The organism is Blautia sp. BCRC 81119, assembly GCF_003184505.1.
Taxonomy (GTDB): domain Bacteria; phylum Bacillota; class Clostridia; order Lachnospirales; family Lachnospiraceae; genus Blautia_A; species Blautia_A fusiformis.
In genome coordinates, this window is the sequence record NZ_QJHD01000002.1 from 1 (window position 1) to 14,990 (window position 14,990).

Annotated in this window: 15 protein-coding genes; all 15 read left to right on the forward strand. The window is 45.7% G+C overall.

All coding sequences use genetic code 11. From position 1 onward, the window contains the following. Positions 1-185: 185 nt before the first annotated feature. Positions 186-1,169, forward strand: coding sequence for a 23S rRNA (adenine(2503)-C(2))-methyltransferase RlmN (gene rlmN / locus DMI82_RS01065; protein ID WP_002584956.1), 984 nt, complete (start codon positions 186-188; stop codon positions 1,167-1,169). Positions 1,170-1,642: 473 nt separating this feature from the next. After that, complete coding sequence (locus DMI82_RS01070) at positions 1,643-2,080, forward strand: sigma-70 family RNA polymerase sigma factor (protein ID WP_002604474.1); 438 nt, start codon at positions 1,643-1,645, stop codon at positions 2,078-2,080. Then, on the forward strand, positions 2,064-2,306 hold the full coding sequence (locus DMI82_RS01075; protein WP_002604473.1) for a helix-turn-helix domain-containing protein: 243 nt from the start codon (positions 2,064-2,066) through the stop codon (positions 2,304-2,306). Before DMI82_RS01070 ends, DMI82_RS01075 begins: the two co-directional genes overlap by 17 nt. 207 nt (positions 2,307-2,513) lie before the next feature. Further along, positions 2,514-3,041 carry a DUF6870 family protein gene (locus DMI82_RS20190; protein WP_231311547.1) on the forward strand — a complete coding sequence of 176 codons (528 nt, stop codon included), beginning with the start codon at positions 2,514-2,516 and terminating at the stop codon, positions 3,039-3,041. Positions 3,042-3,135: 94 nt separating this feature from the next. Continuing rightward, entirely contained in the window at positions 3,136-4,818 is a 1,683-nt protein-coding gene (locus tag DMI82_RS01090; RefSeq protein WP_008979761.1) for a recombinase family protein, read from the forward strand. A 102-nt stretch (positions 4,819-4,920) separates the two neighbouring features. Next, entirely contained in the window at positions 4,921-5,316 is a 396-nt protein-coding gene (locus DMI82_RS01095; protein WP_278308613.1) for a collagen-like protein, read from the forward strand. 126 nt (positions 5,317-5,442) lie between these two features. Beyond that, positions 5,443-6,825: an MATE family efflux transporter gene (locus DMI82_RS01100; RefSeq protein WP_326928966.1), complete on the forward strand. Its 1,383-nt coding sequence runs from the start codon at positions 5,443-5,445 to the stop codon at positions 6,823-6,825. Between the two features lie 139 nt (positions 6,826-6,964). Then, positions 6,965-8,101 (forward strand): flagellin lysine-N-methylase, encoded by a 1,137-nt coding sequence (fliB, locus tag DMI82_RS01105; protein WP_110102324.1) that lies wholly within the window; start codon positions 6,965-6,967, stop codon positions 8,099-8,101. A gap of 139 nt (positions 8,102-8,240) precedes the next feature. Then, a complete protein-coding gene (locus DMI82_RS01110; protein WP_022426042.1) occupies positions 8,241-8,723 on the forward strand; it encodes a LeuD/DmdB family oxidoreductase small subunit in 483 nt (160 codons plus the stop codon). A gap of 3 nt (positions 8,724-8,726) precedes the next feature. Next, positions 8,727-9,977, forward strand: a complete 1,251-nt coding sequence (locus DMI82_RS01115) for a 3-isopropylmalate dehydratase large subunit (protein WP_110102132.1) — start codon at positions 8,727-8,729, stop codon at positions 9,975-9,977. Positions 9,978-10,021: 44 nt separating this feature from the next. Continuing rightward, positions 10,022-10,513, forward strand: coding sequence for a LeuD/DmdB family oxidoreductase small subunit (locus DMI82_RS01120; protein ID WP_021653000.1), 492 nt, complete (start codon positions 10,022-10,024; stop codon positions 10,511-10,513). A 19-nt stretch (positions 10,514-10,532) separates the two neighbouring features. Beyond that, on the forward strand, positions 10,533-11,777 hold the full coding sequence (locus DMI82_RS01125; RefSeq protein ID WP_110102134.1) for a 3-isopropylmalate dehydratase large subunit: 1,245 nt from the start codon (positions 10,533-10,535) through the stop codon (positions 11,775-11,777). Between the two features lie 215 nt (positions 11,778-11,992). Then, positions 11,993-13,432 carry a L,D-transpeptidase family protein gene (locus tag DMI82_RS01130; RefSeq protein WP_110102136.1) on the forward strand — a complete coding sequence of 480 codons (1,440 nt, stop codon included), beginning with the start codon at positions 11,993-11,995 and terminating at the stop codon, positions 13,430-13,432. Positions 13,433-13,806: 374 nt separating this feature from the next. After that, positions 13,807-14,601 carry a CoB--CoM heterodisulfide reductase iron-sulfur subunit B family protein gene (locus DMI82_RS01135; protein ID WP_022426047.1) on the forward strand — a complete coding sequence of 265 codons (795 nt, stop codon included), beginning with the start codon at positions 13,807-13,809 and terminating at the stop codon, positions 14,599-14,601. Then, complete coding sequence (locus DMI82_RS01140; protein WP_015524685.1) at positions 14,598-14,987, forward strand: 4Fe-4S dicluster domain-containing protein; 390 nt, start codon at positions 14,598-14,600, stop codon at positions 14,985-14,987. The genes DMI82_RS01135 and DMI82_RS01140 overlap by 4 nt, the downstream gene beginning before the upstream one ends. Positions 14,988-14,990 lie beyond the last annotated feature (3 nt).

Consider the following 14,990-nt stretch of genomic DNA (forward strand, 5'->3'; position numbering starts at 1 on the left):
TAAGCCTGCTCCTTAGATTAGATTTAGAGTTTTTAGAGTCAACTCCCAAAACTCTAATCAATAGTTTACATGCAACAGCCAGAAATTTCGATACACCCTCTTATTGGACGCTTACGAAAAATTAGAGATTGTAATCAAAAATACAGAAAAACAAACTTTTATTATTTAGAAGAAAGGATATAAAAATGAAACGTTTACCTAAATATACGCCTGCGGAAGTACGGAATGATCCATACGGATTTACTTACAAAGAAATGTCGGAAGTTATTGGCGAGAATGAAGCAAAAGCCTTATATGAAGAATTATATAAGCAATTACCACGCAAAAAAAATCTATCAATGTTGGTAAAAAATATTTGCAAAAGCAGTGATACTGAAAAGTATGTTTACGAACTGAAAGACAACAAATACATTGAAACGGTTTTTATCAAGCGGCGAGATGGTGGAACTGTTTGCGTGAGCACACAAGTCGGTTGTCCTGTTGGTTGTATTTTTTGTGAGTCCGGGCGAAATGGCTTTGTTCGTAATCTAACATCGTCAGAAATCGTACAACAGATTATATTGTTGCGTCGAAAAGTAAACCGTATCGTTTTTATGGGTATGGGAGAGCCTTTATTCAATTATGACAACTTGATAAAAGCAATCCATATTCTCCGAGATAGATATGGGCTCAACTTTCCAACCGACGGCATTACCATATCAACAGTTGGTCCGGTCGATCAATTAAAAAAATTGCGCGAGGAACATCTTAAAATTCAGTTGACAATATCTTTACACGCAGCAACACAATCTGCAAGAAATCGTATTATTCCTCACATGCGCATATATGCTATTGAAGATGTTGTTAAGCAAGCCTTATCCTATTCTGAAAGGCATAATCGCAAAATTGTCTTTGCGTATTTGCTTTTACCGGGTATAAATGACCGGCCCTCAGATGTAAGACAACTTGCAAAATGGTTTCGGGGCAAAAAAGTTATGATTAACGTGTTACAATACAACCCAACAAGCAATTCAAGAATTAAAGCACCACAGAAACGGGAAATAGTTGCATTCAAACATCAATTAGAGCAAGCAGGACTTGAAGTTACTATGAGAGTTTCTCATGGCAGAGAGATTAACGCGGCTTGTGGACAGTTAGCTAACACATATAATAAATTCAAAAAAAAATGATTAAAAGTGCCAGACGCATAGACGCAGAGCCGATAACGCATTAGGTCAAAAAACCTATGTGTTATCGGCTTTTTTATTTAATATTGCGCAAAAGCCGCTGTTCCCTATTATAGAATGGATTGCGGGTAGTGTATTAAAGTCGCCCTTTTTTAAGGATACGGCGGTATCGGGGAGGTATCGCCGTGTCCATTTTTATTTACTGTAACCCGCCTAATGCTTTGCGGTCAAAAAAAGCTATGCTCCGCAAGCGGGATATTCCGGCTATGAATGTGAACTGTCAATACATTTAGCTACTGCTTACATTTCCTTTGCGCCCGTCCGCGTCTTGCGGACGGGCGCATTTTGCTTTTTTCAACTTTTTTCTGAAAAGCGCACTCAAGAGCCATCTCCCGAACGGGTACGGAGCGAAAGGGGCAGAGAGGACAAGCCCTTAACTCCCGTCCTCTACTCCACGCGGGAAGGAGGTGAACTCTATGGAGCTATCTTCTTCCGACAAGGAAAGAATACAACATCAGTACGACGCATTAGCAAAGAAAACTTTGGTCGGCGAAGCGAAAAGCCACCGCCGCACTCTTGCGAAACGCGCAGCACGCGAAGTTACTTTTTCGGATTTGAGCGAAAGCGAACTCGCGCAGCTTTTCACAACGGACGAATACGAAAGCGATTATTTCCGTTTTCAAGTGTCCGGCTTTGATGTACTCGTCAAAAATGAACTGCTTGCCGAAGCCCTTAACGCTTTGCCCGAAAGGAAACGCGACATTATCCTTTTGTCCTACTTCTTGGATATGAGCGACGCGGAAATTGGCGAACTGCTGAATGTTGTACGCACGACGGTTTTCCGGCACAGGAAATCCGCGCTTGCGAAAATCAAACAGTATTTGGAGGGAAAAGCAGATGATGAATACCGTTAGGAAGTCTGAAAATCTGTTGCCGTTCCCTGTCATTTCCGCAGCGGCAAACGGCGACACAACCGCCATGTGCGCGATCTTGAAGCACTACGAGGGTTACATAGCGAAACTTTGTACCCGCACGCTGAAAGACGACGCGGGCAATACCTATTCCTATGTGGACGAGGAAATGCGTAACAGGCTGCAAGTGCGCCTTATTACCCGCACCCTTGCTTTTCATGTAGGATAATCTTTTAGCCCATGCGGGGAGCGTGTCCCCTTTCCACGCTTCCCGTTATGGGCTATTTGTCGTTCCGCAAAAGCATATCCGCTGTTGATGTGCTTTTGCAGGCCGACAAAGCCTATTGTTCTTTGACAAAGAAAGCGGCCTTTGGTGCGCAGCATAACAGGCAAACGGGTACATTCCGTCTGTACCGAGCCAGTCGGCGGGTACGCCATGACAGCTTTTCCCCTACGGGGAAAAGTCGAGCGACAACTACCGCGCCGTAAAACAGGTTTAGCAGCTTGTGGGCGACGACATACAAGGCGGCACAATGATACTCCCGCGTTGAACACCCTCAAAGTATTGCGCGGCGCACCCATAAGCATGGGCCGGGGTGAAACTCCCGTGAGGTTGCAGCTAACAACCGCCCGTTTCAGCCTTATTTCTCATATCGTACAAGCCGGAGCGCATATTCTGTACTATGCCGCTAACCGGGAGGGAAAGAAGATGATTACCAAGTTACAACTTCAACAAATGAGAAATGTTGATATTACACAGGTTGACCGCAGCACTTTGGTTGATATTCGTAATATCCATATTGACAGTTCTTTGCCAGCAGCAAAAAAAATGCAAAGCTACTTGGAGCAGATCGTCAATCCGTATTGTTTTCTTTGCGGCGATACGCCCGTAAGAATACGGTTTGTCGCAGAGGATAGAACGCTAAAGCAATCATTGTGCGATTACTTTTTAAGTCTGAAATAACCGCCGACTTTCCCTAACTCTATGGGTAAGACCTTGTGATTACGGGGCGAAAATGGTATAATTAACTCGTAATTATAGGGGGAAAGGAGGTATAATGCCCCGCATACGCAAAGACAAAATGGCACGCAGTTATGCAGAGCCGTTTTGGAAAATTGGGCTATACATTCGACTATCCAGAGAGGACGACAACGAGGACGAAAGCGAGAGTGTTATCAACCAAGAAAAGATACTCCGCGACTTTGTAGACAGCTATTTTGAGCCGGGAACCTATGTGATTGTAGACGTGTTTGCCGACGACGGATTGACAGGCACCGACACAGCGCGACCAAACTTCAAACGGCTTGAGGGCTGCATTGTCCGAAAAGAAGTAAACTGCATGATTATCAAATCCCTTGCACGCGGTTTCCGCAACCTTGCCGACCAGCAAAAGTTTTTAGAGGAGTTCATACCCATTAACGGTGCAAGGTTTATTTGCACAGGCACACCATTTATTGACACTTACGCAAATCCCCATTCTGCAAGCGGCCTTGAAGTACCTATTAGGGGAATGTTCAACGAGCAGTTTGCCGCGACCACTTCCGAAGAAATCCGCAAAACATTCAAGATGAAACGGGAGCGCGGCGAGTTCATAGGCGCGTTTGCCCCTTACGGCTACAAGAAAGACCCAAACGACAAAAACAGCTTGATTGTAGATGAAGAAGCAGCGGAGGTTGTCAAAAGCATTTACCATTGGTTTGTCAATGAGGGGTACAGTAAAATGGGGATTGCAAAGCGGCTTAACCAAATGGGAGAGCCGAACCCCGAAGCCTATAAGAAGAAAAAAGGCTTTAAGTATAACAACCCTAATTCCGACAAAAACGATGGTTTGTGGTCTGCCAGCACGATTGTAAGGATATTGCAAAATGAAGTTTATACGGGCGTAATGGTGCAAGGCCGTAATCGCGTAATAAGCTACAAAGTACACAAGCAGATCAACGTCCCCGAAGAAGAATGGTTTGTCGTCCCCAACACACACGAAGCGATTATTGACAGGGAAACATTCGAGAAAGCGCAAGCCCTACATAAGCGCGACACAAGGACAGCCCCCGGCAAACAGGAAGTCTATCTCATGTCCGGCTTTGTCCGTTGCGCGGATTGCAAAAAGGCCATGCGGCGCAAAACCGCCCGCGATATTGCCTACTACTCTTGCCGCAGCTACACCGATAAGAAGATTTGCAGCAAACATTCTATCCGGCAAGACAAGTTGGAAAACGCGGTATTGGCAGCGTTGCAAATGCAAATTGCCCTTGTAGATCGGCTTGCAGAAGAAATTGAACGGATTAACAACGCGCCTGTTATCAACCGGGAAAGCAAGAGATTATCCCATTCCTTGAAACAGGCAGAGAAGCAGCTAAAACAGTACAATGACGCTTCCGATAGCTTGTACCTTGATTGGAAAAGCGGTGAGATTACCAAAGAGGAATACCGCCGCTTGAAAGGCAAGATTGCAGAACAGATACAACAGCTTGAAGCGAACATCTCCTATCTGAAAGAGGAAATGCAGGTAATGGCTGATGGTATCGGAACCGACGACCCGTATCTAACCGCCTTTCTGAAATACAAAAACATTCAGAGCCTTAACCGCGGGATTATGGTTGAACTCGTAAAAGCGGTTTGGGTGCATGAGAACGGGGAAATAACGGTTGACTTCAATTTTGCCGACGAGTACCAGCGAATTATTGATTACATCGAGAATAACCACAACGTTATCCGAGTGATTGAGAACAAGGCAATCTAACGGCTTGCCTATTCAACACAAAGGAAAATCTAATGTTGTGCATAAATAAACGGCTCTACAGGACCAACCGGTCCCAGAGGCTGTCCGGGAGTTCCGGGTCCTATGGGTCCTCAGGGACCGCAGGGGGAACCGGGAATACAGGGATATACGGGAGCCACGGGCCCGGCTGGAGCAACGGGTCCAGCGGGAGTCATCGGTCCGACGGGAGCAACAGGAGCCACCGGTCCTGCAGGAGTAACAGGTCCGACGGGAGCAACGGGAGCGACAGGAGCAACAGGAGCCACGGGTCCAGCGGGAACGACGGGGGTAACAGGTCCGGCTGGTGCGATCGGAGCCACGGGTCCAGCAGGTCCAACAGGAGCAACAGGAGCCACCGGCCCTGCCGGAACAGTAACCCCGGCAGCTGCTGTTGGAAATGCAACAACGGTAGATGATATTGTGGAGGATTTTAATGCACTTCTTGCAAACCTTCGTGATGCAGGACTCCTGGAAAGATAGTGAAATGATAAACACACGTTACTGTGCGGCTGCGTATTTTATGCAGCCGCTGCATATTCTCCATAAAAATATTTCATTGTAGCTTTCCGATGAAAGGTGCTATAATATTCTTATGTAAGTATGAACATGGGGGATGAAATCGTGAAAAAAAACAAGTATGAGATCGATATGTGTAATGGGTCGATCATGGACAAGCTGATTTCGTTTTCACTGCCGCTGATGCTGTCCGGTATCCTGCAGCTGATGTTCAATGCAGTGGATATCGTGGTAGTGGGACGTTTCAGCGGAAGTGAGGCGCTGGCGGCAGTAGGCTCCACTACCGCACTGATCAATGTGTTTACCAACCTTTTTATCGGGATTTCTCTTGGTGCCAATGTGCTGGCAGCCAGATTTTATGCTGCCGGTAAGGATGAAGAAATGTCAGAAACAGTACATACATCGATCCTGCTGGCTCTGATCAGCGGGATCATCATGGCAGTTCTGGGAGTGATCTTTGCCAGAATCTGCCTGGAACTGATGGATACACCGGACGATGTGATCGATCTTTCTACTCTTTATATGCGTATTTATTTCCTGGGAATGCCGTTTTTTATGCTGTATAACTATGGTGCGGCGATCCTGCGTGCTGTGGGAGATACCAAGCGGCCGCTGGTCTTTCTGATCATTTCCGGCTGTGCCAATGCGCTTTTGAATCTGTTTTTCGTGATCGTGTGTCATTTAAGCGTGGCCGGTGTGGGAATCGGAACGGTGATCTCTCAGCTGATCTCCTGCATTCTTGTCCTTCGGTGTCTGTATCAGACAGAGGGAAGCTATCAGCTGCGTTTTTCAAAACTGTCCATAAAGGGAGAGTACCTGAAGCAGATCTTCCAGGTGGGACTGCCTGCCGGGATCCAGAGTACAGTGATCAATTTTTCCAATGTACTTCTTCAGTCTTCTGTAAACTCCTTTGGTTCCATTGCTATGGCAGGATATACAGCAGCCAATAATATTTTTGGATTTCTGTATGTGTCCGTGAATTCGGTTACCCAGGCCTGCATGAGCTTTACCAGTCAGAATTATGGTGTGCGAAAACCGAAACGTATGGACCGGGTGCTTGTTGACTGTATGATCCTGTCCTTTGTCGTATCCTTTGCCATGGGCTGTGGTGCATACTTTTTCGGTCCGCAGCTTCTGAAGATCTATACGGAAGACCCTAAGGTTATCCAATGCGGAATGGAGATTCTTGCCTATACCACAGTTACCTATTTCCTCTGCGGACAGATGGATCTGTTTCCGGGAGCACTGCGCGGAATGGGACGCTCCGGTGTCCCCATGATCCTGTCTATTATCGGAACGGTCGGCCTTCGAATTGTGTGGATTTTCGGAATTTTCCCGGCTCACAGATCACTGAAAGTACTGTTTATTTCTTATCCGGCATCCTGGATCCTTACGATCATCATGCAGGTGACCTGTTTCTGGTTTGTAAGGCGGAAAGTTCACAGGCAGCTTCTGGGAGAGACTGCAGAATAAAAACGAATACACAGAATATCAGAAAAAGCGGATAGAATTCCGCTTTTCTGTGTTTACGGGGAAAATAAAACAGGTCAACTCATGTCCATTTTGCAAACAGGAGACATTGGAGCTGGAAAATAAAGAATATGGAGGAAACATGGAATTATTAAAACCTGATTATTACGACGAATTTACCTGTATTGCAGACAAATGTACCATCAGCTGCTGCAGGGAATGGAAGATCAACATAGATGATGAAACCTACAGAAACTGGAAAACCATCCAGCCGCCGTCAGAGGTGCCCGGACACAGAAGCTGCCTGCAGGCCTATACCATGAAAAAGGACGGCAGCCGGATCATGAAGATGACGGAAGAGCACGACTGTCCTTTTCTTGCAAAGAACAGACTGTGCTATCTGGTAAGTGCTTATGGGGATTCGATGCTTTCAGAGACCTGCCAGATTTTTCCAAGGGAGATCCATGAATTTCAGGATCATAAGGAAGCGACCATGATGCCCTGTTGCCCGGCTGTCCTGGACATCTGGAAGGAGAAGAAAAGAATCGCTTTTCCGGAAACTCCAAAAGAAAAGGAACAGCCGCTTTTTCTTGTGCGCCGGAAGGTTATGGATCTTATAATGGATCCTGAAAAAACACCGGAGGAAATCCTTCTTGAAAGTTTTTATGTTCTGAAGGAACTTCACCGGAACATGCCGCTTACCACAGAGCTTGTGGAAGATTATTTTTCAGAGAAGACAATTCACCAGCTAGAAAGAGCTATCAGCGAGATAGACCTGCCTGTTCTGGATACTATGGACGAATGCAATGAACTTTTGCAGGATCTGGCTGTAAATTACTGGAAAGAAGGACTTTACCGGAAGTATCTGGAGCCGGTGACGGAGTTGGCGGAGGAATTATCGGAAGAGTATGAGGAAGAGGAAATGACGGAAGCCTGGGAGGATTTTTACCGGGAACTTCGTGCATATGAAAATCTTCTCCGAAGCTTTCTTACCAACGAAGTATATTCGGATCTTCTGACATCAGAAGGAGATCTGGAAGATGCCCTGGTTCATATGCAGTGGATCGGTATGGAATATGCCACCATTCGCCAGGCTGTTTTTCTCCGGTGGCAGAAAGAGGGACGGGGAGCACTTCCCTACGAAACACTCCGGGATTATATGGTGGTGATCTCCAGAATGACCGGATATGAGGAAGAAGATATCCGGGAATATCTTGAGAACAGTTTTGAAGAACTTCTGTGGGAGTGGGGATATTTTGCGCTGATCACAGGAAAATGACTTTATAACTTGAAGTTATATTAAGTATTAAAAATATACATTTTAATTATATGACGTTTTGTGTTAGAATATAGGACGAAAAGGGTAACAGAGGAATGTTAACCCGGAAATGGATAACAATCAGAAAGGAACTTGTTTTATGGATAAGGGAACAATTTTTAAATTTCATAATGACCTTGATACCGATCAGATCATTGCATCCCAGTATCTGCTTCTGCCGAATCTGGATGAAATGAAGGGCCACACATTTGAATCACTGGATCCGGATTTTTCCAAAAAGGTTAAACCGGGAGATTTTGTAGTTGGAGGAGAGAACTTCGGATGCGGATCCTCCAGAGAGCAGGCACCGGGTGTTCTTAAGGCACTTGGAGTAAAGGCAGTTATTGCGAAATCTTTTGCCCGTATTTTTTTCCGCAATGCCATTAATATCGGACTTCCGGCAATTGTCTGTAAGGATCTTCCGGATGCTGTGAAGACAGGAGATACCCTGGAGCTTCATATGTCCGAGGGAACTGCTGTTGCCAATGGTAAGACTTATTCCTGCACAAAACTGCCGGAATACATGCAGAATATACTGAATCAGGGCGGCCTTATCGCTTCTCTGAACCGTGAGGAGGAATAAGAGATGGGAATGACGATCGCAGAAAAAATCATCGCGGCAGCGGCTGGAGTGGACAGTGTAAAACCCGGAGATATCTATACAGTTTCACTGGATCATCTGATGAGTAATGACGGAACCACACATCTGACTGTTGATATGTACAACAATAAATTAAAAAATCCTCATATTGCAGATACAAAGAAGCTGGTATTTATCGTAGACCATAACGTACCGTCTGACAGCCCGAAAACAGCGGCATCCCAGAAAAAGATGAGAGATTTTGCAAGAGAAAATAATATTGATTTCTGGGAAGGAAAGGGTGTCTGCCACCAGATCATGATCGAAAATTATGTCCGTCCGGGACAGTTGATCTTCGGTGCTGACAGCCATACCTGTTCCTACGGAGCACTTGGTGCTTTCGGTACCGGTGTAGGATGTACAGATTTCCTTTACGGAATGGTAACCGGAACTTCCTGGGTCATGGTTCCGGAAACCGTAAAATTTAACCTGACAGGGAAGCTTCCTGAGGGCGTTTACGCAAGAGATCTGATCCTTACCATTATCGGCGAGATCGGGGCAAACGGCTGCAACTATCAGGCAATGGAGTTTACCGGTGAGGGCGCCAGAACATTAAGCATCAGCGACCGTATGGCACTTTGCAACATGGCTGTTGAGGCTGGTGCGAAGACAGGTATCTTTGAGGCTGATGATAAAGCTTTGGAATATCTGAAAGAGCATGGACGTGAGCCAAAAGCGGTATATCACAGCGATCCGGATGCCGTTTACGCAAGAGAGTATACCTTTGATCTTTCAAAAGTCCGTCCGGTTGTAGCGAAGCCAGACTTTGTTGACAATGTGGTTCCGGCTGAGGAAACCTGCGGCATCAAGATCAACGAAGCGTTCCTTGGCTCCTGCAATAACGGCCGTATTGAAGACCTCCGTGTAGGCGCAGAGGTGATCAAAGGCAAAAAAGTTGCAGAAGGCGTTCGTTTCCTGGTCGTTCCTGCAAGCCAGACCATCTACCGCCAGGCATTAAAAGAAGGCCTGATTGATATCTTCATGGAAGCAGGCGCTATTGTGATGAACCCGAACTGCAGTGTATGCTGGGGAAGCTGCCAGGGTGTGATCGGTGAGAACGAGGTTCTTATCAGCACCGGAACACGTAACTTCAAGGGACGTGCCGGACATCCGAGCTCCAAGGTTTATCTGGGATCTGCGGCAACGGTTACCGCATCTGCCATTGCAGGTGAGATCGCAACTGCAGACAGAGTATAAAAACCTCAGAAAAGATATTCAGGAATAAACAGGAGAATATACATATGGAAGCATTTACAGGAAAAGTGTGGGTACTGGGCGATGATATTGACACCGATATCATCATTCCGACCGAGTATCTGGCGCTGAAAACCATTGACGATATGAAACAGTACGGATTCAGTCCCCTTCGCCCGGAGCTGGCAGGACAGATCCAGAAAGGTGACATTATTGTAGCAGGAAAGAACTTCGGCTGCGGTTCCTCCAGAGAGCAGGCACCGGAGATCATTAAAGCACTGGGCGTACAGTGTGTTATTGCGAAATCTTTTGCACGGATCTTTTTCCGCAACTCCATCAACAACGGCCTTCTTCTTATCGAACAGCCGGATCTTCACGACAATGTGAAAGAGGGAGATGAAGTTACAGTTGTGATGAACGAGCATGTAGACCATAACGGAAAACAGTACCCGATTGCTTCTCTTCCGGAGAATCTGATGGATATTATTCAGGCTGGCGGACTTGTAAAAGCCATGCGCAAACTGAACGGTCTGGACTAAGACGGAAAGGAGAGAAATAATGGGTGAGACGATCATTGAGAAAATTATCAGACATAACACAGGCAAAGCAGTAAAGCCTGGCGATATCGTGACGGTCAATGTGGACAGAGTGATGATCCATGATATCTTTATTCCGTTTGTAGCGGAAAAATTTGAGGAGATGGGCTTTCAGAAGCTGTGGGATCCGGACAAGGTTGTTCTGATCTATGACCATCTTGTACCGGCAAGTCAGCAGGATGATACCAGACATTTCCATGTGGGAGATGCTTTTGCAGCTAAATATGGCATGAAAAACGTACACAGAAGTGACGGTATCTGTCATCAGCTTATGACTGAGGCAGGTTATGTTAAACCCGGTAATATTGTATTTGGCACAGACAGCCATACCACGACTTATGGATGTGTCGGTGCGTTTTCTTCCGGCATCGGTTACACAGAGATGGCCAGCATCCTGGGAACAGGAACCATGTGGATCAAGGTTCCGGAAACCATAAAGGTTGTGATCGATGGAGAACTTCCGGAGAATGTCATGTCCAAGGATATCATCCTCCGCCTGATCGGTGACCTTCGTGCAGATGGAGCTACTTACCGTGCTCTGGAATTTTGCGGAAGCACCATTGAAAATATGTCTGTGGCAAGCCGTATGACTATGGCGAATATGGCAATTGAGGCCGGTGCGAAATGTGCACTTTTCACACCGGATGAGAAGACAGCTGCTTACTGCAACGTAGAGCTTGATGATTATCAGAAGAGTCTTGTGGGAGATGAGGATGCTGTCTACATGAAGACCATAAGTTATAAAGCAGAGGATTTTGTGCCGGTAATGGCATGTCCGTCTCAGGTGGACAAGATCCGTGATGTCAGTGAGCTTCAGGGTGAGACCATCGACCAGGTATTCATCGGTTCCTGTACCAACGGACGTCTGGAGGATCTTATGGCGGCAGCAGAGGTGCTGAAGGGCAAAAAGGTTGCAGACTTTGTAAAGCTGGTCGTGACTCCTGCCAGCCGCAAAATTTACCGTCAGGCTATTGAGCTTGGCATTCTGGATACTCTTGCGGAAGCAGGGGCTATCATTACACATCCGGGCTGCGGACTTTGCTGCGGAAGGACCGGCGGAATCCTGACAGACGGTGAAAAGGTCGTGGCAACCAACAATCGTAATTTCCTGGGACGTATGGGAACTTCCAAGGTTCAGATCTATCTGGCATCTCCGAAAACAGCAGCAGCCTGTGCCGTTGCAGGCAAGATCGTAATGCCGGAATAAGAAGCAGAAGATCCTGAGAGAAATACTGTTGCCAGAAACAGATAAAGAAACGTATGAGAAAGACAGATTTTCGCAGAGGCGTCAGTCTGTCTTTTTTTACCGGATCAGAAGGATCCGGGATAAGTCATTTTTACAGAAAATGGGATTTATTGTATTATAATAACAGCCAGTGTGACAACATAACATATATTACATAAGACTCGAGGGATAAGGGTATGGAGAAAAGATCAACCATCAGTAAAAAGACACTGAAGATCATACTTGGAATCTGCATTGGCGTAACGATCCTGGCAGTGGCAGGGTTATTTGTCTATACATACTTGGCAGATCACAATACGCTGGGACGGAAGATTTCCATATGGGGAGTGGATGTTTCCGGACTGGATGCAAAGCAGGCAGAAGAAAAGATCACTGCGGAATTTGCAGATCGTCCGGTATCCTTTCAGGAAAATGATCAGGAAGTTTACAGTACAACTTTGAAAGAGCTGGGCTACAGTCTCAATGAAGAAGCCCTTCTGAGTAAGCTTACAGAAATTCAGAAACAGCGGGAAGAGAGCCGGAAGCTTTTTCCAAAGGAAGAAAATATAGAACCGGAATGTCAGATCGAGGAAGATGAGGAGCAGGAAAAGCAGGCTCTTGATCTTTCAAATTTCGGTACGGAAGAAAGAAAAGCTTCTGTTGATGCAGCCATTCAGTACGATAAGGAGAAAAAAGAATTCACCCTTGTGAAACAGGTACAGGGGACGGAGATCGATCCGGATAAGCTGGAGACTACCGTGGACACAAATCTGAACGCAGCATTTGATACGGCTATGCTTGGGGATACCATCACAGTACCGATCAACAAGCATGTGTATGTAAGCCCGACGGTCACTGTAACAGAGGATATGAAAAATAAGATTACAGATCTGAACAGCCAGCTGAAGAAATACCGCAGCAGTACAGTAACTTATACATTCGGAAGTGAAATGGCTGTTCTGGATTCCGATACGATCACATCCTGGCTGAAGGCTGAGGGGGAGACGCTGACTTTAGATGAAGAAGCCATTAAAGCCTACATCAGTGAGCTCGCCAACAAATACAATACCATTTATGTTCCCCGCATCTTTCATACATCTGCGGGAACGGATGTGACTATTGAGGGAAATGAGTACGGATACCGGATCGATCAGGACGGAGAGTATGCTCAGCTTCTGGAAGACCTGAAAAGTGGTACTGCTGTAACAAGAGAGCCTGTTTACAGCAAAAAAGGATACCAGAGAAACGGAACAGACGATCTGGCAGGCAGTTACATAGAGGTCAGTCTGGATGCACAGCATTTGTGGCTGTATAAGGACGGATGCCTTGTGACGGAAACAGATATTGTCAGCGGTAAGCCGGTGAAGGGGCGTGAAACATATCGTGGTGCATGGCCGATCGCCTACAAGGCGAGTCCCTTTAACCTTACCAGCAATGAATATGGTTACGATGTAAAGGTTAATTACTGGATGCCTTTTGTCTACGGACAGGGACTTCATGATGCGTCCTGGCAGTCATCCTTTGGCGGGAACCGTTATAAAACTAACGGAAGCCACGGCTGCATCAATCTGCCTAAGGATCAGGCAGCACTGATTTATAACACTATTGATGCAGGTTATCCGATTATTATTTACTGATATGAGCAAAAAAGCCTCGGAGAGATCCGGAGCTTTTTTTATGTCTGAAAATGAAAATTATTATGGAAGCAGGATAGTAAATGATAAGGTTTTTCAAAAGTACGTTAAAAAAAACACAAAAAATATTGAAAAAGTCTTGTCGAAACAGAAATAACGTGATATGATGATTTCGGAAATCGAGCTAATACACTTCTTAATTGCGGAGGAAGAGTGTTTTTCTCTTTTATTTGGGTGCAAATTGATAAAAAAACTCAAATAAGTGTTAGTTGAGATTTCATTTTTTTATTCATGTATCGTTAAAAAAAAGACAATATATGAACAAGAATATCTACTATAAACGTCAGATTTTAGACTAAGAAAGGATAATGAAAGGTATGAAGTACAGTTATTATCCGGGTTGCACCCTGAGAACAAAGGCCAAAGATCTGGATGAGTATGCCAGAGCCAGTGCCACAGCCCTTGGGTTTGAGCTTGAGGAGATCGAGGACTGGCAGTGTTGTGGTGGTGTTTATCCGCTTGGCACAGACGAGATCGCCACAAAGCTTTCTTCCGTCCGTGCGTTAAACCAGGCAAAAGAAAAAGGCCAGGATCTGGTGACGATCTGTTCAGCCTGTCATCATGTGATCAAGCGTGTCAATGATGATATGAAAAATGTGGAAGATATCCGGACCAGAGCCAACAATTATATGCAGTTGGAAGCTCCCTATGAAGGAGAGACAACCGTTCTCCATTATCTGGAGGTTCTCCGGGACAGAGTCGGTTTTGATAAACTGAAAGAAAAAGTAGTAAATCCTTTTACCGGAAAGAAGATCGGAGCCTATTACGGATGTCTGCTTCTGAGACCTGGAAAGATCATGGCATTTGATGATCCGGAAAATCCAAGGATCATGGAGGATTTTATCCGTGCCCTTGGCGCTGAGCCTGTGATCTATCCTTACAGAAATGAATGCTGTGGAGGATATATATCCCTGAAAGAAAAAGAAATGTCACAGAATATGTGTGAAAAGATTGAAGAAAGCGCAGCAGGCTTTGGCGCAGATATGCTGATCACTGCCTGTCCGCTCTGCAAATACAATCTGAATAAAAATTCCGGAAATAAAATGCCGGTTTACTATTTTACAGAGCTTCTGGCAGAAGCCCTTGGCGTCAAAGAGGAGGTGGCAAAATGAGAGATAACCATTCTGCTGCGGAAAAAATAAAGGAGATCAGCGGGACCAATCCTCTGAAATGTATGAAGTGTGGCAAATGCTCTGCTACCTGCCCATCCTTTGACGAGATGGATATCAAGCCTCATCAGTTTGTGTCCTACGTGATCAATGAAAATATCGAAGCACTTGTAAATTCAGCATCCCTGTGGAAATGTCTTTCCTGTTTTGCCTGTGTGGAGCGCTGTCCGCGAGACGTAAAACCCGGAAAGATCATTGACGGGGCAAGACAGCTGGTTGTTCGGGAAAAAGGCGGAGACTATCTTTCACCAAATGAAATTCCGGAGCTTCTTGATCCGGAGCTTCCTCAGCAGCTGCTTGTAAGTGCGTTCAGAAGATACAGGAGGTGAGAA